Source organism: Clostridium sp. RTP31139st1_H3_RTP31139_211217 (genome assembly GCF_040227035.1).
Classification (GTDB): domain Bacteria; phylum Bacillota; class Clostridia; order Clostridiales; family Clostridiaceae; genus Clostridium; species Clostridium saudiense.
Map to the genome: position 1 here is coordinate 102,595 of NZ_JBCOAB010000001.1, position 20,519 is coordinate 123,113.

The following is a 20,519-nucleotide window of genomic DNA, read 5'->3' on the forward strand; positions in this document are numbered from 1 at the left end:
TCCTCCTAAATATAAATATCTCTTTTACCGTCCTTCAATTTTACTATTCCTTCAATGACAAACTTTCTTATTGCTTCATTATTGATTTTAATTATTTCTTCATTCACCAATTTTTCAGCTTTTTCACAGGTTTCTTTATCACCATAATCTAATGCATATTCCATTAAAGTCATTAACGCATTTGGTTCACACATATTTTGAATTTCTCCACTTTTAGCTAACCCCATAAAAGTTTCACCAGTTCTACATTTTCTATAGCATGCTGTACAATAGCTTGGAATATATCCTTCATCTAATAACCAATTTAATACTTCTAATGGTGTTCTTTCATCTGAAGTCTTAAATTGTTCAATGCTTTTTCCTTCTTCCCTTTGCTTATATCCACCTACTCCTGTTGAAGATCCAGAGCTAACTTGAGTTACTCCAAATTTAAGAGCATCTCTTCTCATTTCCTCATCTTCTCTAGTAGACATGATTATTCCTGTAAATGGTACTGCAATTCTTATAATTGCTACTACCTTTTTAAACATTTCATCACTTAAAAGATGTGGAAAATTCTCTAAAGTAACACCTTCAGCTTGCCTTATTCTTGGAACTGAAATTGTATGGAATCCAACTCCGAATTTTTTTTCAAGATGTTCATTGTGCATCATTAATGATAAAACTTCAAATTTAGGATCAGCTAATCCAAATAAAACTCCCCCACCAACATCTTCAATTCCACCTTCCATTGCTCTATCAAAAGCATTTAAATGATATTCGTAACTTGACTTTAATGAATGTGGATGCATAATTTCGTATGTTGGTTTATGATATGTTTCTTGAAATAATATATAAGTTCCTATATTAGCTTCTTTAAGTTTTTTATAATTTTCAACTGTTGTTGCTGCAATATTTACATTAACTCTTCTAATATTTCCATTTTCATTTTGAGTTTTATAAATAGTATCAAGACTTTCTAAAACATATTCAATTGGAGCATTTACAGGGTCTTCTCCAAGCTCTAATGCTAATCTTTTATGTCCCATTTTTTCTAATATTTTAACTTCTTCTCTTATTTCATCTTGTGTAAGCTTTCTTCTTTTAAAAGTATTGCACTTTTTATATCCACAATAAACACAATTATTAACACAAAAATCACTAATATAAAGTGGTGCAAATAAAACTACTCTTTTTCCATAAATGGACTTTTTAATTTCACCAGCAACTTTAAACATTTCATTTAATAATTCTTTATCTTCTAATTGTAATAATACGGCAATATCCCTATGAGAAATTCCATTTTTTTCTCTTGCTTTATTTAAAATTTTTAAAACATCGTCCCTAGTAGCATTTTTACCATCTTCTAATAATCTACAGACTTCTTCATGATTAATATACATAATCTATTCTCCTACCCTTTTTTTACTAAACTTATATTATCTAAATTTTCTTTAATAATTTTTTCTATTTTAATATTTTTATTTATATTATTAATTTCCTCTTCTGATAATACTAAGCTGTCACCTCTACTAATATTTAATTTGAAACCTGCTTTATTAATTCTTTTTTCTATACAAGCTCTACATTCTGCTGCTTCATCACCAGTACATATTTTTCCATCATACAATAAATACTTTTCCCTAACATTTGTAGGTGAAAGATTTGGCATTACAACATTTCCACCTGCTTTTAATCCTTTTTCTCTACCAAGAGGATCTATACTACCAAGCGCTGTTGTTGCTGGCAATAAAACTTTAGGTAACATTAACCTAACTAAGGCTAACATCGTAATAGTTTTTTCTAATGTTCCACAGTTTTCATTATAAAGAGGTGTATCTTTATGGGGGATAAATGGACCTATTCCGCACATATGTGGATTTAATTCTTTTAAATATAACAAATCATTAACTAAATCATTATTTGTTTGCTTTGGAAGTCCTACCATAAATCCAGCCCCTATTTGATAACCAATTTTCTTTAAATTTTCAAGACACTTTCTTCTATTTTCAAAGCTAGAATTTGGATGTAAAGATTCATATAATTCTTTACTTGCTGTTTCATGTCTTAATAAATATCTGTCTGCACCTGCTTTAAACATCCTTTCATATGATTCATATGAACGTTCACCTAAAGATAAAGTAATTGCATTATATGGATATTTTCCTTTTATCTTTTTAATTATTTCAACCATTATTTCATCAGTAAAATATGGATCTTCCCCACCTTGAAGTACAAATGTCTTATATCCTAATTTATCTCCAAGTTCAGCACTTTCTAATATTTGCTCAATACTAAGCCTATATCTATCTGCTTTATTATTTGATTTCCTAATACCACAGTATTTACAATCTCTAATACAGTAATTTGTAAATTCTATAAGACCTCTAATATAAACATTATTACCATAATTATTTAAAGCTATTTCATGAGACTTTTCTATTAAATACTCTTTATCTTTTTTTGTTAAATTATCTAGTAAATAATTAAGTTCTTCTCTAGTTGCAGTACTTGTATTATATAGCTTGTTTATAATTTCTATAACACTCATACCTTTTATTAAATCTCCCTTTTAGCAATTGCTGTTTTCACTACAACACCCTGTATATTTCCAAGCTTCCCAGTTAAACTATTTATTTCTTCTAATGTTCCTGTTACAGTAATGCTTATAACTGATATTCCTTCTTCAAATGGTATTCCCATTCTTCCTTTTATACTTCCTCTAAAGCTAGAAACTACATTATTGAATCTTTCTTGACATTCTTTCGGTTCTTCTAATATTGCACTTATTACAGCTATTTTTTTCAAAATTCTCATCCCCTTATTTATCTAATAAAAAAAAGCTAGCTTCTAATAAAAGAAAGCTAGCTAAATAAAATATATAAACTTATAGAGGCGCTTATATATTTTTAACAAAACTATTAATTACTCTCTTTTAGATTAGATTTAACTTTTCTATCAGATCGAAATATATCCTATATTTGTAAATTAAATTATGATTAAATCATATTCCTATTTGTAATTAATGTCAATAATATTATTTTTTTTACTTAAACTAAAAATATTTATTTTATTCTTTTTGCTATTTCCTTAAAATATATATTATCTGTACCACAACAGCCACCAAAAATCTAAAAGTTAAACTCTTCTTCTAATCTAATAATACTATTAGCAAGATAAATAAACTGAGGGAAATTATCTCCCCTCAGTTTATTAAATGTACTTTACTTATAGCTTAATATATTAGGTAATGATTTTTCTAACTCTTCTAATGTACATCCACATCTTTTTGCATAATCTTCTGCTTGATCTTTATCTATATAGTTTGAGTTAAAATATCTAGAATCTTCTGAAGCAAAATATAATCCACAAACAGATGATACAGGATCCATCATATAACTTTCAGTAAGTTTAACCCCAGTTACTTTTTCACCATCTAAAATATTAAATAATTTTTTCATTTGGCTTTGATCAATAAGTGACGGATAGCCAAATGCAGGTCTTATTCCTCTATAACTTGCCTTAAATATTTCTTTCATAGATAAGTTTTCGTCTGGATCATACCCCCAATAAATTTTCCTAATGTCTTCATGAAGCTTTTCAGCAAATGCTTCTGCCAATCTATCACAAACAAGCTTTAACATAATTGCGTTATAAGAATCACCTTCATCTTCAAGTTTTTTAGCATAAGCATCTGCTCCTAATCCTGCTGTTACAATAAATCCACCTAAGTAATCTTCCTTACCACTTTCTTTTGGTGCAACGAAATCTGAAAGGCATAAGTACTCACCATTGCTTTTTTCTCTTTGTTCTCTAAGTAAATTGAATATAGTTGTTTGTGATTTATCTTTAGTATAAACCTCAATATTATCTCCATTAGAATTAGCTTCAAAAATTCCAAAAACACCTTTAATATCAATAATATTATTTTCTTCAATAAAGTCTAACATTTTGTTAGCATCATCAAAAATCTTTTTAGCTTCTTTTCCATAAACTGAATCTTCTAATATATCTGGATATAACTTTTTCATTTCCCATGCTATAAAGAAGAATGTCCAATCAATATATGGTCTTAAATCAGATACTGAATAATCCTTAACTTCTTTTATTCCTATAAAGTTTGGCTTTGAAATTTCTCTATTAACCCAGTCAATCTTAAAACTATTTTCTTTTGCTTTCTCTAAAGAAATCATCTTATTTTCATGACTATTATAATTTTTTCTTACTTCTTCATATTCATCTTTAATAGCCTTAATATATTCATTTTTATTAGTTCCTAATAAATTCTTTGATATTTCAACTGTTTTAGAAGCATCATATCCATAAATAACTGCTCCACTATAATTAGGATCAATTTTAAGAGCTGTATGAGCTTTTGAAGTAGTAGCTCCACCAATAATTAAAGGAATATTCATTTTTCTCTTTTCCATTTCAATAGCCACATGGCACATTTCATCTAAAGATGGTGTTATTAGTCCACTTAATCCAATTATATCAACATTTTCTTTAATAGCTTTATCTAGTATTTCTTCACACGGAACCATTACTCCCAAATCTATTATTTCAAAGTTATTACAAGCAAGAACTACACCTACAATGTTTTTACCTATATCATGAACATCACCTTTTACAGTTGCTAAAAGAATTTTTCCAGCACTTGATGTTTCACCTTGCTTTTTTTCTTTTTCTATATATGGAAGTAAATATGATACAGCCTTTTTCATAACACGTGCTGATTTTACAACTTGTGGTAAGAACATTTTTCCATCACCAAATAATTTTCCTACTCTAGTCATTCCATCCATTAAAGGCCCTTCAATTATACTTAAAGGCTTAGGATATTCTTTAATAGCTTGCCCTAAGTCTTCCTCTAAATATTCTGTTATACCCTTAACCAAAGCATAACTTAATCTATCATTTAAACTATTTTCTCTCCATAAATTTTTATTTGTATTATTAACAACATTGCCTGTTTTATAATCTTCAGCTTTATCTAATAATCTTTCTGCTGCATCCTTGTGTTTATTTAAGACAACATCTTCAACTAATCTTAATAAATCCTTTGGTATATCGTCATAAATTTGAATCATTCCTGGATTTACAATTCCCATATCCATTCCAGCCTCAATTGCATGATATAAAAATACAGAATGCATAGCTTCTCTTATTGTGTTATTTCCTCTAAATGAGAAAGATAAATTTGATACTCCACCTGAAACTTTTGCATATGGTAAATTTTCTTTAATCCATTTGGTTGCATTAATATAATCAACTGCATAATTATCATGATTCTCAATACCAGTTGCTATAGCTAAAATATTAGGATCAAAAATTATATCTTCTGGTGGGAAATTTAATTTATTTACTAATAAATCATAAGCCCTTTTGCAAATGGATATTTTTCTTTCATAAGTATCAGCCTGTCCATTTTCATCAAATGCCATTACTACAACTGCAGCACCAAAGTCCTTAACAACCTTAGCATGATTTAAAAATTCTTGCTCACCATTTTTTAATGAAATTGAATTTACTATTGGTTTACCTTGAATACTTCTAAGACCGGCTTCAACAACTTCCCATCTTGAAGAATCAATCATTATAGGTCTTGAAGCTATATCTGGTTCTGAAGCTATAAGTCTTAAGAAATATTCCATTTCCTTAGCACTATCTAATAAACCATCATCAAAATTTACATCAATTATTTGAGCTCCATTTTCTACTTGCTCCTTTGCAATAGATAAAGCTTCTTCGTATTTCTTTTCCCTTATAAGTCTTGCAAATTTTGCAGAACCTGCAACATTAGTTCTTTCACCTATATTTATAAAGTTATTTTCTTTATTACTTCTTACAATTTCAAGTCCACAATAAATACTTTCTTTTTTTATATTAGGAATGGTTCTTGGCTCTACACCTTCAACTACTTCTGCAATTGCTTTAATATGTTCTGCTGTAGTTCCACAACATCCCCCTACTATATTAACATTTTTTTCACTTGCTAATTCTTTAATATATTTAGCTGTTATGCTTGGAATTTCATCATACTCCCCTAAAACATTAGGTAATCCAGCATTAGGATAACATGATATATATAAATCCTGTGTATCAGCTAATTCTTTAATAAAAGGTATCAAATCTGCACCACCAAAAGAACAGTTTAATCCTATAGAAATTACATTTTCATTTCTAACTGATTGAGCAAAAGCTTCTAATTTTTGCCCTGCTAATGTTCTTCCTGATTTGTCTGTTAATGTACCTGAAATCATTATTGGTAAAGTAAATCCTTTTAATTTATATACATTGTTTGCCGCAACTATTGCTGCTCTACAGTTTAATGTATCAAAAACAGTTTCTATTAATAAACAATCTACTCCACCATCTACTAATGCCCCTATTTGCTCACTATAAGAATCAACTAAATCATCAAATGTTATATTTCTATAACCTGGATTTTCAACATCTGGTGATAATGACGCTGTTTTATTCGTTGGTCCAATAGAACCTGCAACAAATCTTGGCTTATCAGGATTCATTGCTGTAAATTCATCTGCAACTTCTCTTGCTATTTTAGCTGAATGATAATTTAAATCATAAACTAAATGTGCTAAATCGTAATCTTCTTGAGAAATACTTGTTGAATTAAATGAGTTTGTTTCAATTATATCTGAACCTGCCTCTAAGAAGCTTCTGTGTATTTCTTTTATTACTTCTGGTTTTGTTATAGATAATATATCATTATTACCTTTTTGATCTTTATGAAAATCCTTTAGTAAATCCCCTCTAAAGTCCTTTTCATTTAAATTATAATTTTGTATACTTGTTCCCATAGCTCCATCAAGAACTACTATTTTCTTTTTTAAAATTTCAATTAAATTGCCCCTATTCATTTGCTTTCCTGCCTTTACTTCTAAATGTTTTAGAATAATTATACAATTTTTTAGCATTATTTACAATATAATATAAATGCTTACTATTATAACTCTGTATATTTTTTACTATTACCTTTTGCTTTCTCTACTGGATACTTCTTTTCATTTTTATCCATTTTCTTATTTATTATCTCTGAGATATCCACATTTAAAGCATCTGCCATATGTATGCAATATACCATAACATCAGCTAATTCTTCTTCTACATTTTGTTTATTATAATTTTCGTTATCCCATAAGAATTCTTCTAATAGTTCTGCTGCTTCTATAGAAATTGCCTTTGATAAATTTGAAGGTGTATGAAACTGCTCCCATTCTCTATCTTTTCTAAATTTTCTTATTCTATTTATTGTTTTTTCCATAGTTAGTGTACTCCTTTATATTTTTCTATATTTTATCATAATTTATTTTAATTAACTATTTTTATCATTCTAAATTTACAATATTGCTCATTTGGTTTTATATTAAAAATTTATATGTACCATATTAATATGCTGAAGAATAAATTAATATATGTAGAATTTTATCTATTTATAGTAGTAAAAAATAATATTAATAATTTAGGAGGTTTAATGGACAGTAATTATTATAGAATTACAAATAGAAATATTAAACACTGTTGTACATCACACCAAGTAATTTATGAATATTGTTATAAATGTCCCTATTATTCATGTTGTCCATATATAGTTCCTTCACCACCGGTATTAATATCAATTACAGGTGTTACAGGTGTTACTGGTGCTACTGGAGATATAGGACCTATTGGCTTAGCTGGACCTACTGGTGCTACTGGAGATACAGGGCCTATTGGCTTAACTGGACCTACTGGTGCTACTGGAGATACAGGGCCTATTGGCTTGACTGGGCCTACTGGTGCTACTGGAGATACAGGGCCTATTGGCTTGACTGGGCCTACTGGTGCTACTGGTGATATCGGTCCTATTGGTTTGACTGGCCCTACTGGCCCTACTGGAGATACAGGGCCTATTGGCTTGACTGGCCCTACTGGTGCTACTGGTGATATCGGTCCTATTGGTTTGACTGGCCCTACTGGTGCTACTGGTGATATCGGTCCTATTGGTTTGACTGGCCCTACTGGCCCTACTGGTCCTTATCTAAATTCATATGATGTATATACTATATATGATATTGATCTAAAATCTCAAGATTATGTTACTTTTTTTAAAAGAATAAATATTGGTGGACTTACTAGTTTATCTGATAATGACAGTACAATTATAAATCTTACTGACGGATATGTTTATTTTATAAGTTATATTGTCTCAGCAAATGTAGGTGCAAATAGTTATTTTCAAATAGCTCCTTTTATAGATAATATATTTGAATTTTCATATAATACTACAGCTACTTCAAATTCTGCAAGTAATGGTAATGCTACTGTATCAGCCGGATTCATTGTTCAAGCAAAAAAAGAAGACACATCTTTAACAATGCCTTTTTATTTAAAATTTACAACTAATAGTACTGATATTGGTGAAGTAACAGGGTCAGTTTCAATTTTTCCTTTTGCAATACTTTAAAATATATCCCTTCAAATACTTCTATTATTAATACTAATAAAAAGATCAGCATAAATAATATTGAAAATTTATATTTTTTATGCTGATCCATATCTTTTACTTACCATATTTAAAATAATTTTATCAATCTAAATACATAATTTACCTCTCTATTATCTTATATCATAAACACTTCTAACTTTTAACCCCTTAGGTTCTCCTTTAATAATTTTCACCTTATGAATACCACTATTAATATCAAAGTAATTATCTTCTAAAAGCAAATTATCCTCTTCATTAATCACTTCAATACTTCTTGCATAAGAATCACTTAAAATTGTTATTTCATCACCATTAACACTTATATTTAAATTAGGATTTATAAATTTAAAGTGTTTTGGAGCACAAAAAATAGTTGTACCTGAAGAAATTACTTTATTATCTTTAATCATTTCATAACTTATATATTCATCATAAAGTGATAATTCTGGTAAGGTTATCTTCTCAAGCCATACACTTGATAATTTTTTTATTTCAACTTTATAACTTTTTTCTTTTATAATTTCTCCAGTATTTTTTCTATGTTTCCAATTTACTATTACAACTTCATCATACATGCTTTCATTAGAAATACATAAATGAATTGATTTTTTAACCTCAAAAGGCTCTGGATTTGGATTAATATCTTGAGTTAATATACCCTCTTCATCACAAGATAACATTAATGGTGCAAAAAATCTTTTAGCATAATAATGTAGAGCTTTCCACCTTCCATAATAATCAATTGATGACCATGAGGCAACAGGCCAGCAATCATTTAATTGCCATATTATAGCCCCCATACAAATTCCACGATTTCTTCTAAAATGCTCAACCCCATATCTTATTGCTTCTGCTTGAAGTAATTGGGATGCATATAATAACGTATCAAAATTAGTAGGATATAAAAAGGTTTGCTCCATATAATTCATTATTTTCCCATTTGCTGTTGCATTTCTTTGATGTTTTTCCATTATATAAGAAAAAATATTCCTATCTTCAGGTTCCGTGAACATTTCTACAGACTTCAATGATGGAAAAGATTGAAATCCAAATTCTGATACATATCTAAATAAAAACTTTCTATATTCTGTAATAGGCTTATTTCCATGCCATACATCCCAATAATGAACGTCTCCTCGTTTATCATCGTTGGGATTATCAAAACTTCCGCCAGAAGAAGGACTTGCTGGCCAGTAAAAAGTTTGTGGATCTTCCTTATTTAAAAGCTTAGGAATTATATATTCATATAATTTAATATAATCAGCTTTTAATCTTTTTTCACTTGTCCACAAATTATTATCCATGAACATCTCCATTTCATTATTTCCACACCATAATGCTAAACAAGCATGGTGACGGATTCTCCTTATATTATCTATAAATTCATTAGTTATATTTTCTTCAAATTCATCATTTAATTCATAAACTGCACAAGCAAACATAAAATCTTGCCAAACCATGAGACCTAATTCATCACATATATTAAAGAAATCATCATAAGGATAATTACCACCACCCCATACTCTTATAATATTAAAATTTACATCTTTACATTGTTTTAAAAGATTATAAGTTCTTTCTTTATTAACATAAGCTAATATATTATCTTCTGGAATATAATCTGCTCCCATAGCAAAAATCTTAACTCCATTTACAACATGAGCAAAACTCTCTCCATAATCATCTTTTTCTCTACTAATGGTTAATGTCCTTAATCCTATTTTATTTTCCCACTTATCTATCACTACATCATCTTTTATTAATTCAATAAGAATATTATATAAATTTTGATCACCATACCCATTGGGCCACCATAACTTTGGATTATCTATTATTATTTCATTTATTGAATCATTATAAACTATTATCTCATTATCAGGTGATGTTATTGTTACTTTATATCTAAAATCATAGTCACTTATTTCTTTATCTACGCCAAATCTCAAAGTATTACTTTTATCATTAATTTTTATATCTACTTTAAAGTTTAAACTTACTTTTTTCTCTTTATGATTTTGTGATATATATACGTTATCAATTCTACCTTCATTAACCCCTAAAATCCCTAAACTTCTCCATATACCAGCATCAGGTAACCTTGGCCCCCAATCCCATCCAAACATACAATGTGCTTTTCTTATATGTGGAAATCCATTCATTGCGTCACTACTACCATTAAGTGGATTTTTTTCATAGGCTTCTTTTATAAATTTAGTTGAATGATTTTTCACGCATACAAATTCTCACCTCTTTAATTACTATTTATATATAAACATAAAATTGACAATTAATAATGTTTATTTAATATTATTAATTGTCAATTTAATCATTATACAGTAGAAAGATCCCACTCTTCATAAATCTTAGGAACATCACTTATAAGCCTCTTTGTATAAGGAGCTTTGGGATGTAAAATTACGTCTTCAGCACTACCATGCTCAACAAATTTTCCATGTTCCATAATATATACATTATCTGAAACATAATATGCTAATCCTATATCGTGAGTTATAAAAATAATTGTCATATTTGTTTCTTCTCTTAATTTCATAAGCATATCAAGTATTGTAGCTCTTGAACAAGCATCAATCATTGAGGTTGGCTCATCTGCAAGCAGTATTTTAGGTTTAAGTAAAAATATTCTTGCAATCATCAAACGTTGCATTTGTCCTCCGGACAATTCAAATGGATATTTATTGGTTAATTCATCAAATTTTAAATTAACGAAACTACATGCTTCGGTCATCATTTCTACTTTCTTTTCATAAGGTAATTTTTTACCTCCACGCATATTAATACAATCCAATAAAACTGAATCTATTTTATTAAAAACATTAAAAGATGAAAATGGATCTTGAAATATAGCTTGTATTCCCTTCCAATATTCTTTTTTCTTACTTCTTGTTTTTATATCTCTAGGTTTTCCTTGAAAAAAAACTTCACCTTCAGTAACACTTATTAATCCTAATAACATCTTTGATAAAGTAGTTTTTCCTGAACCACTTTCTCCAACTATTGAAATTATTTCACCTTCATGAAATTCAAAATCAACATGATCAACAGCAACAGTTTTTGTATCACCTATACCAAAAATCTTAGTTAAACCTTTACCACTTAAGCATAAAGCATGTTTATCATTCATTGCTATACACCTTCCTTAATTCTGATTCAGTAAATCTACATCTAAACATTCTTCCATTTTCAAGATTTGTTTCAAGAATTTTTTCTACATTACACTCTTTACTTCTATATTTACATCTTTCAGCAAATCTACATCCTTCCGGAGGATGCTTTAAATTTGGAGGAGTACCTGGAATAGCTGTTAACTTAATATTTTTCACTCCCTCTTCAGGAACAATTATTGACCCCATTAACCCTTTAGAATATGGATGAATTGGATCAAATACCATTTCTTTTGATTTACCTTCTTCAATTAATTGTCCTGCATACATAACAACAATATCATCAGTAACATTGTATAATAAAGGTAATTCATGCGTTATAAAAATCATTGATTTTATAAAACCTTTTTCCATTAAATTACGCATCATTTTTATAACCATCTTTTGAGAAGTAACATCGAGAGCTGAAGAAGGCTCATCTGCTATTAAAACCTTAGGTGATAAAATTGTTGAAATTGCAATTACTGTACGTTGCTTCATACCTCCTGATAATTCAACTGCATGTTTTTGCAATACTGATTCTGGTAAACCTAAGATTTCAAACCTTTCTTTTGCTAAATCATATATATCTTTTTTAGTTGCTTTTGGATTATGAGCATGTATTACATCTTCTATAAACTTTATAATTTTTTGTGTTGGATTCAATGCATTCATTGCAGCTTGAGGAATATATGCAATTTCATTTCCAAGTATTTTTTTTCGAACATCATCTGGATTCATTTTAGTTATATTTATTCCATCTACAATTATACTTCCACTTTGATAATATAATGGTGCAAAATAATATCCCATCAAACTTAAAGCTAGTGTTGATTTTCCACAACCTGATTCACCTGCGATACCTAACGATTTCCCTTCCTCTATTTTTAAGGAAACTCCATCAACGGCATATACATCTTCACCATGTCTTGTAATATATTTAGTCTTTAAATCTTTTACTTCTAACATAACTTTTCCCATATAAAGTTCCTCCTAATCTCTAAGTTGTGGATTAAATACTTGATCTAGTCCTGTATTCATTAAATTCAAAGAAAATGAAATCAATGCAATTGATAAAATCACTGGTACAAAAGCCCACCAAGCATTTGATAATGGAGCCTTATAACTCATAGCCCAGTTCATCATTAATCCTAGTGTTGTAACTTTAGTAGTAGCTGGTCCTAGTCCTAACATTGATAATTGTGCCTCTGCTAAAATCCCACTTGAAATTTGTAGTATAAAAGCCATTACAACATATGAAGCAACGTAAGGAAGTATATCAGTTAACACTATTCTTATTAAACTATGACCTGAAAGTTTCGATAAATTAACATGATCTCTGTTTCTTAACGAAATAACTTGAGCACGAACTGATCTAGTAGTCCATGTCCAAGATGTTAATCCAATAATAGTAGCTACTAATGTTACACCTCTTGCATTTTGACCAACACTATAAGATATTAATATTAAAATTACGAATCCAGGTATTACAGTAAATAAATTAGTAAGAAACATAATAATATCATCAACTATCCCACCAACATAACCTGATAATAATCCAAATATTAGTCCTATCCCTGTTGCTATTACCCCTGCAATTAATCCAATTTTTAATGAAGTCTTAGTTGCATAAACTAATTCAGTTAACACATCTCTACCAAAATTATCAGTTCCTAAATAAAAGGTTCTTTGATTTGGTATATCATTAATATTAACAAATAGATCTGAAGTAATAGTTGAATTTACAACTAACTCACCAGTAGCTTCATCCTCATTAGCTATTACAATTTCAGTATCTTCTAAAATCCCATCTATCTTAGTATTTAATCTTACATAATACTTTTTCTTAGCAGCAATTAATCCATCTTGTTTATTATTAGGATCATAATATTTCTCCCAAAGCTTTATAAGACCTTTTGCATCTGTTACATCTATATCCTTTATATCAACACCTGCATAATTTTCTAACCATGTACCCATTTGTGATCTATCCTCCATAGATAAAGCACTTTCAAGTTTTACTGCAGATGTATCCATTTTAAAAGAATAATTTTTGCTTTCTACCGTATCAGATACAGATACATAAGTACCTGGTTTATAAAATAATCCTCCAACCATTTCAAGAGGACTATATGCTACAACTAAAGGATAAATTATGATTGTTGCCAAAATAGCTATAAAAATAATAAAGCCCATTATAAACTTTTTATCATGGAAAATTTGTTTTAATGTATTTTTCATTGTCTATCCCCCCTAGTCTTGTTGTGATGCTTTAATACGTGGATCTATAACACCATATAAAATTTCTACAAATAAATTTGCTAATAACACCATAATTGTTATTATTAATGTACATGCAGAAATCAAAGGATAATCACGTCCCTTAATTGCAGAAAGTATAGTTGTTCCTAATCCTGGATAACTAAATATTATTTCTGCAACTAATGCACCACCAATCATTGTACCAATAGACATTGCTAAACCTGTAATTTGCGGAAGCATTGCATTTCTAAATACATAACCTGTAATTTGCGGAAGCATTGCATTTCTAAATACATAACCTGTAATTTTTTTATCTTTTATACCTAAGAAACGACTATACTTAACATAATCAGCATTTAACTCATATATAGACATTGATCTCATACCAATAGCTTGACCACCTATTGTAATAAAAACGATTGACCAAAATGGTAATTGATAGTGATATAATATTTATTTAAAAAATGTCCAGCTGAAATTAGGAATTAAATCAAATCCATATCCACCACTAGTTGGGAACCATTTTAAATTAACTGCAAAAGTAAACAATAGTATTATAGCCATTCCGAATGCAGGTACATTACTAAAAAATAAGAATAATGGTAAAATTCCTTTATCATATATCCCTTTTCTATATGCTGCTACAGCACCTAGTATATTTCCTAAAAGCCAACCAAGGGTTATAGCAGGTAACTGCAAACAAGCTGTCCACCATACAGAAGATGATACTATGTCAGATACTGTTCTAGGATATTGGCTAAATGATACTCCAAAATCACCCTTTATAGCATTTTTAATAAAAGTAAAAAATTGTGTGGTCATAGGCTTATCAATTCCAAACTTTTCAGTATACTCTTCATATACTTGTTGAATAGCCGTTGAGTCAGTCATTCCCTCTGTTGCTCTTGCTGCAATAGATGCTACTGGATCTCCTGGCATTAATCTAGGCAATACGAAATTTAATATAATTGCTACAATAAAAGTTATAAGATACCATATTATTTTATTTGTGTAATATTTTTTATACCCCTTCAAACTTTTCACCTCATATCTCTGCATCATATATTCATTAATGTAAATTTAGCTAGTAAGAAAATTGACCATGTCATTCTTTCTTAAGACATGGTCAATACTTGTCACTAAATATTGCTAGTATTTAATAGCATATTATTCGACATTCTTAATGTGATATAAAGCTGCTATACCATATCCATCAGTACAATCTAGTGGTGGTATGTTAGTTCCGTCATCTAATTGAGGGAAGTTTGTCCAAACGCTTTCATTTACAGTATGGAAAACTTGTGGTCTATACATTAATGCAAAAGAAGGAACATCTTCTAGATAAATTTTACTTAACTCAGTATAATATTCCTTTAGCTTAGTTTGATCTTGTTCTAATGGAATTAAAGCTAAAAGTTCATCTGCCCTTTCATTTGTATATCCACCAAAGTTACCACTCCAGTTAACTTCTAAATCGTTATATGTGCTTGAAAGGAATCCCATAGCTCTAGTCCAAGGATTTGAAACTGATGCACCAGCTGGACTATACATACAAATTTCAAAGTTACCTGTAGTCATATCATCATAGAAGGTATTAGCATCAGGGAAATAAGTTTCAATATCTATTCCAATTTCTTTACCAGCAGCAGCCACTATTTCTAATGAAGCATTCCAATCTGACCATCCTTCTGGGCATTCTGCTTTATATGATAGGTTTTCACCATCTATTTCACGAATTCCATCACCATCGGTGTCAACTATGCCTGCATCATCTAATAGTTTCTTTGCCCCTTCTATATCTCCACCATTAAATTGTAAATCCTTCAATGCATCATTATCTACTAATGCTTGTTCTGCATCTGTTGGATTCATAATGCTTCTTGGTGCTTCTGAGAAAGATGGTGAATATCCTGACATTGCCGTAGATATTATTTGATCATAATCAACTGCCATTGCAATTGCCTTACGAACTTCAACTTTATCTAACCCTTTAACTTCTACATTAAACCAAGCTGAAGGCATTGTTGCACATAAATAATATGGAGAATCGTCAATATAAGTTGATATTGGTTTACCAGATTCCCACATTTTCCAAACTTCTGATATAAATTGTTGGGATACATCTACTTCACCATTTGAAAATGCTAAATCTCCTGAAGCATTATCTTTAAATATTGTATGTGCTATATACTTAGGAGCAGGTAAACTTCCCCATAGACTTTGTCCCCAATAATTATCATCCCTTTGAAAAACTACTTTTTGATCATCATCATAATATGGCTTATATGGTCCAGACGCTATTAAATCATCCATTCTATCTTCTTTTACCTTTTCAGCATCATTATTATTTCTTTCTTCTACAGTTTGTAAGTATGCTTTTTGCATAACATATATTTTAGGAATATATTCAATTACCTTTAAAGGATTTATAGGATTTCCACTCTCATCTAACTTAGAATAAAATACAACTGTTTTAGAGTCGGTTGCTTCAACTTTCTCAATATAATTCTTATAATCATTACCTGTTGATGATCCATACTTAACATGTGTGTCAAAGGTATAAACTACATCATCTGCAGTTACATCTGTTCCATCACTCCACTTTGCATCATTATTAATTTTAATTGTTAACTGTGTTTGCTCATCATTCCATTCATATGTTTCCCCTAATAATGGTTCTAATGATCCATCTAACATATTGTATAGAAATAAAGTTTCATAAATTAACACTCTAGCTGAATCATTTTGTGTAATTCCCATAGCATTATTAGAATTAGCACTCATTGGATTAAAGTTATTTATAGTCCCCCATTGTTGACCATTAAAATATAAAGTCTCGTTTCTTGGTGTTGAACCTTCTGAACTATTATCATCCTTTGTAGTTTCATCTTCTGAAGCAATATCTTCATTTGTATCATCACTTTTTGTATCATTACCAGTATCATTACTTGAACTTGAGCCACAGCCAGCAAAAAGTGTTGCTGACATCATGCTAGCTATAACCATTGCTAACACTTTCTTTTTCATATCTTCTCCCCCAATTCAATAAATATTTTATAATTTCAATAAGTTTTAAAAGGACACCCTTTCTATACTCACATTATAACGGTAAATTTTTACAAAATAAGTATACTATTTTTCGTTTTTAGTGTTATTTTTTTATATTTGTGATTTTATTATCATAAAGTAACAATCATCCTACCATTTTTAATATTTTTTCTATACTCAGAAGATGTTACACTATAAGCTCCTTTAAACACTTTTAAAAAATGTTTATCGTTTTCATATCCAACAGCTTCACCTATTTCAATAATCTTCATATCCGTTTCATCTAAAAGTCTTTTTGCTTCTTGTAACCTTATATCTTTTAAATAATTAACAAAGTTTTTACCAGTATACTCTTTAAAATCTAGTGAAAAAACTGAATAATTCATGGAAACATAATTAGATACCATTGTCATATTAATTTCATTTTTATAATTTTCATCTATATATTTTATTGCTTCTTCCATTTTTATTTTAATTTTATACTTTTCACATTCATTAGTAATCTTTATGTTAATTATTTTTACTAATTTAAATAATTCATTACTATAAGTATCAATATTTGTACATTTATAAATATTTAAAAGTTCTTTTATATTTAAATTTTTTTCTTCTATTATTCCACCATAATTACTTTGTATTTTATTTAATATTTCTGTAACTATACCTTCAAATTGAGGTATTTCAATTTCACAGCATTTTACCATATTAACTAATATTGCGAAATATTTACAAGCCGTCTCTAACCTTGCTGTCCCAATTAGCTGTATAATATTATCAATTTCACATACCTTTGTTGCTTTTTCTTCTCTAATACAATTAGGATTATTTAACCTTATAAAATAATTGTCTTTTCTTTTTCCTATAGCTTCTTTTGAAGCTAGATAAACTAAGTTTAAATCATTATATACTTTACTTACACCAACACCATAACCTTTAAGTTTTCCCTCAAGTAATTCATTAACATTTTTAGGATTTGTCATAATAATATTATGACCACTAATTGAATCAAAAAAAAATTCATTATCTGATATATTCTTTTCTTGCTTATAATTTGTACAAATAATAACATAGTTTGTTTCTTTAACTTTATGTTTTAACTTTATAATAGTTTTGTTAATTGAATCTCCATAAAAGTCTCTATGATAAAATGCATGTTTGATTTGATCATATAATAAATTGACATTATCCTTATATTCTTTTTTTTCATCATTTAGTTCATTTTGAAGTAGCCTCATTATATTAATCATATCATCTTTATTTATTGGTTTTAATAAATACTCTCTTACCCCACTTCTTAAAAGATTAACAGCATAGTCAAAATCATTATACCAACTAATAACAATAATCTTTGTATTACATCCTAATTTTTTTATTTCACGTGCAAGCATTATACCATCTAATTGTGGCATATTTACATCTGTAATCAATACATCTATTTCTTCATTTTTTATTATATCTAAAGCTTTTTCTCCATTATCACACTCTATTATTTCACTAATTGGAATATGTGCACTTTCTATAATTGAAATAACCCTATTTCTTACCTTCTTCTCATCATCCGCAATTACTAACTTGTTCATATCATCCCTTCTCCCCCTAGATTGGATATAATAAAAATTAAAGTTTAGAATTTAAAGATCTGTAAAAGTATTTTTGTGCCATCCATTTATTTACATATAATATATTTTATCATTCTTTTTATTTATTAAGAATAGAAAAATTAATTAAATTGAATTTCTATATAATATCATTGTAATAATTATTATCTTTAAAACTAAAAAAAGAATAGGCATTGCCTACTCCTCTTCTAATTAAATTTAAAAAGATAACCTTTTCTTATACATTTATAAGAATGCTAATAATTTTAAGCTTTATGCTTAATTTTAAACTTTTTTATAGTTGAAAAAATAGTTGCACATATAATTCCTAAAACTCCTCCAAGTGCAAAGAATAATAATATATTTTCTGCTATCGCACCAATAATAATTCCAATTCCAACACCACCAGCTAATCCTTTAGTTAAATATTCATAATCTTTTTCTGATAAAATTAATTTCTTCCACAACTCTTTTACACCTCATAATATATTGCCAAATTTTCTCTTATACTAATTAGACTTATACATTATAAAAAAAGTTCTCTATTATTTATATTTTCACATATTTATTTTCTCCAACTATAATAATATTGAATAACATTATTATATGAAAATTTTATATTATTGCTACTATAAATATATTTTATCTAAATATACTAATACACCTAGCTTAACAAAATCAAACTAGGTGTATTATAAGAAGTAATTATATTTTTTATTTTATAAACATTAATTATTTTTTTCATCAATTAATTCTTCAAGAATTTCAGCTGCATCTTCTACACAACCCCTACATGAACGTAGTACATTTCCTGTGCCTATTCCTTTTAACTCTTTGCATACTACAGATGAATTTTTTTCCTTAAATCTTTTTTCTATTTCATTTAATAACTTTACATCATCCCTTATTGGCTCAGCAGGATTATCTGGATTTACATTTCCTTTTAAATAATTAACTATAACGTATGCTCCCATTACAGCTCCACATACTTTATAAGCTCCTCCACTATATCTTCTAACCATATCTTTCATGGTAGATTCATCAACATCTACAAGATCACAAAAAGCACATGCTACTGCCTGTGAACATGTATATCTATTTTTGTGTAATTCAATTGCTTTTTCTTTCCTTAAGCCCATTTTAAATCCTCCCTTTTCATTTGACTCATAAATTTATTATACATTTTTCTCTTTGTAATGTCACTTACTTGGAAAAATATAGGTCTCCAAGGTAAGATTTAATTACCTTAAAGACCTATATTTTATTTAAATAAATTTATTATTCTTTCCCATAAAGTAGGACTTTTTTCTTCATCCTTTAAAACTTCTATAGTTGCTTTTTTTATTTCTGGCATCTTAATTACAAATTGTACTGATTGCACATTTGTATTTTTTTCTGAAGTAAATGATACTATTTCATCACTTGTTCCATCTAAATTATCAACCATTTTATCAATTTCATCTGTTATTTCTGTATCAAGATTGGCTGTCTTATCATTTAATTCTGTTGTTCCATTTGATAATTCCGTAGTTCCACCTTTTAATTCCGCAACACCTGAACTTAATTTTTCAGCTCCACTTTTTAAAGTAGATGTTCCGTTTACTAAATTTGTTGATCCTTCTACAAGTTGAGAATATCCTTGCAGTAATGTTTCTACTCCATTTGTATATTCATTAATTCCTACATCTAATTTATTATATTCTGATATTAATGTATTTATTGCTGTAGATAGGTTTGACATATTATATATCATATCATTTAATAATGCAGATAAACCTTGAATTGCATTATTAAATTCAGCATATTTAGTTTGTAATTCAGTTGCATAATTGGTGTTATTTAAAATTGTATTTGATTCTGCCAAAGTAGATATTGGAACCATAGTATTACTAATTATTGTTGCTGTTAAAACTATCATTATAATTTTATTTTTACTTTTTTTCATATAAATCATTCTCCCTTCGATTAGCCATTTACTGC

Annotated in this window: 17 protein-coding genes; 1 reads left to right on the forward strand and 16 read right to left on the reverse strand. The window is 28.6% G+C overall.

What is annotated here, in order from left to right; genetic code table 11:
* Positions 1 to 5: 5 nt before the first annotated feature.
* The 5 genes from hydG to ABUA17_RS00570 all read right to left on the reverse strand — a co-directional run bounded on the left by hydG (position 6) and on the right by ABUA17_RS00570 (position 7,267).
* Positions 6 to 1,382 carry a [FeFe] hydrogenase H-cluster radical SAM maturase HydG gene (hydG, locus tag ABUA17_RS00550; RefSeq protein ID WP_055290867.1) on the reverse strand — a complete coding sequence of 459 codons (1,377 nt, stop codon included), beginning with the start codon at positions 1,380 to 1,382 and terminating at the stop codon, positions 6 to 8.
* 11 nt (positions 1,383 to 1,393) lie between these two features.
* On the reverse strand, positions 1,394 to 2,530 hold the full coding sequence (gene hydE / locus ABUA17_RS00555) for a [FeFe] hydrogenase H-cluster radical SAM maturase HydE (protein ID WP_195951287.1): 1,137 nt from the start codon (positions 2,528 to 2,530) through the stop codon (positions 1,394 to 1,396).
* Positions 2,531 to 2,538: 8 nt separating this feature from the next.
* Positions 2,539 to 2,787 carry a TM1266 family iron-only hydrogenase system putative regulator gene (locus ABUA17_RS00560; RefSeq protein ID WP_042402670.1) on the reverse strand — a complete coding sequence of 83 codons (249 nt, stop codon included), beginning with the start codon at positions 2,785 to 2,787 and terminating at the stop codon, positions 2,539 to 2,541.
* A 416-nt stretch (positions 2,788 to 3,203) separates the two neighbouring features.
* Positions 3,204 to 6,863: a methionine synthase gene (gene metH, locus ABUA17_RS00565; protein WP_195951286.1), complete on the reverse strand. Its 3,660-nt coding sequence runs from the start codon at positions 6,861 to 6,863 to the stop codon at positions 3,204 to 3,206.
* An 86-nt stretch (positions 6,864 to 6,949) separates the two neighbouring features.
* Positions 6,950 to 7,267 (reverse strand): nucleotide pyrophosphohydrolase, encoded by a 318-nt coding sequence (locus ABUA17_RS00570; RefSeq protein ID WP_042402677.1) that lies wholly within the window; start codon positions 7,265 to 7,267, stop codon positions 6,950 to 6,952.
* A 210-nt stretch (positions 7,268 to 7,477) separates the two neighbouring features.
* Between ABUA17_RS00570 and ABUA17_RS18795 the strand changes: the two genes are divergently transcribed.
* Positions 7,478 to 8,449: a collagen-like domain-containing protein gene (locus tag ABUA17_RS18795; RefSeq protein WP_433913799.1), complete on the forward strand. Its 972-nt coding sequence runs from the start codon at positions 7,478 to 7,480 to the stop codon at positions 8,447 to 8,449.
* A gap of 152 nt (positions 8,450 to 8,601) precedes the next feature.
* Here ABUA17_RS18795 and ABUA17_RS00580 read toward each other — a convergent pair whose 3' ends face one another.
* From ABUA17_RS00580 to ABUA17_RS00630, 11 genes are all read right to left on the reverse strand, one after another.
* The gene (locus ABUA17_RS00580; protein WP_055290872.1) at positions 8,602 to 10,701 is read right to left on the reverse strand and encodes a beta-mannosidase; all 2,100 of its coding nucleotides are present in this window, start codon (positions 10,699 to 10,701) and stop codon (positions 8,602 to 8,604) included.
* Positions 10,702 to 10,799: 98 nt separating this feature from the next.
* Positions 10,800 to 11,612 (reverse strand): ABC transporter ATP-binding protein, encoded by an 813-nt coding sequence (locus tag ABUA17_RS00585; protein ID WP_042398349.1) that lies wholly within the window; start codon positions 11,610 to 11,612, stop codon positions 10,800 to 10,802.
* A complete protein-coding gene (locus tag ABUA17_RS00590) occupies positions 11,605 to 12,612 on the reverse strand; it encodes an ABC transporter ATP-binding protein (protein ID WP_195951284.1) in 1,008 nt (335 codons plus the stop codon). Before ABUA17_RS00590 ends, ABUA17_RS00585 begins: the two co-directional genes overlap by 8 nt.
* 12 nt (positions 12,613 to 12,624) lie before the next feature.
* The gene (locus ABUA17_RS00595; protein WP_042398345.1) at positions 12,625 to 13,872 is read right to left on the reverse strand and encodes an ABC transporter permease; all 1,248 of its coding nucleotides are present in this window, start codon (positions 13,870 to 13,872) and stop codon (positions 12,625 to 12,627) included.
* 12 nt (positions 13,873 to 13,884) lie between these two features.
* Positions 13,885 to 14,346 (reverse strand): ABC transporter permease, encoded by a 462-nt coding sequence (locus tag ABUA17_RS00600; RefSeq protein WP_349817900.1) that lies wholly within the window; start codon positions 14,344 to 14,346, stop codon positions 13,885 to 13,887.
* Entirely contained in the window at positions 14,347 to 14,937 is a 591-nt protein-coding gene (locus tag ABUA17_RS00605; RefSeq protein ID WP_349824090.1) for an ABC transporter permease, read from the reverse strand.
* Between the two features lie 123 nt (positions 14,938 to 15,060).
* Positions 15,061 to 16,920 carry an ABC transporter substrate-binding protein gene (locus ABUA17_RS00610; RefSeq protein WP_055277769.1) on the reverse strand — a complete coding sequence of 620 codons (1,860 nt, stop codon included), beginning with the start codon at positions 16,918 to 16,920 and terminating at the stop codon, positions 15,061 to 15,063.
* A 152-nt stretch (positions 16,921 to 17,072) separates the two neighbouring features.
* Positions 17,073 to 18,521, reverse strand: a complete 1,449-nt coding sequence (locus ABUA17_RS00615; protein WP_195951283.1) for a response regulator transcription factor — start codon at positions 18,519 to 18,521, stop codon at positions 17,073 to 17,075.
* Between the two features lie 284 nt (positions 18,522 to 18,805).
* The gene (locus tag ABUA17_RS00620; protein ID WP_042398338.1) at positions 18,806 to 19,006 is read right to left on the reverse strand and encodes a hypothetical protein; all 201 of its coding nucleotides are present in this window, start codon (positions 19,004 to 19,006) and stop codon (positions 18,806 to 18,808) included.
* A 261-nt stretch (positions 19,007 to 19,267) separates the two neighbouring features.
* Complete coding sequence (locus ABUA17_RS00625) at positions 19,268 to 19,678, reverse strand: C-GCAxxG-C-C family protein (protein ID WP_042398333.1); 411 nt, start codon at positions 19,676 to 19,678, stop codon at positions 19,268 to 19,270.
* Positions 19,679 to 19,800: 122 nt separating this feature from the next.
* Positions 19,801 to 20,484 carry a hypothetical protein gene (locus ABUA17_RS00630; RefSeq protein WP_195951282.1) on the reverse strand — a complete coding sequence of 228 codons (684 nt, stop codon included), beginning with the start codon at positions 20,482 to 20,484 and terminating at the stop codon, positions 19,801 to 19,803.
* Positions 20,485 to 20,519 lie beyond the last annotated feature (35 nt).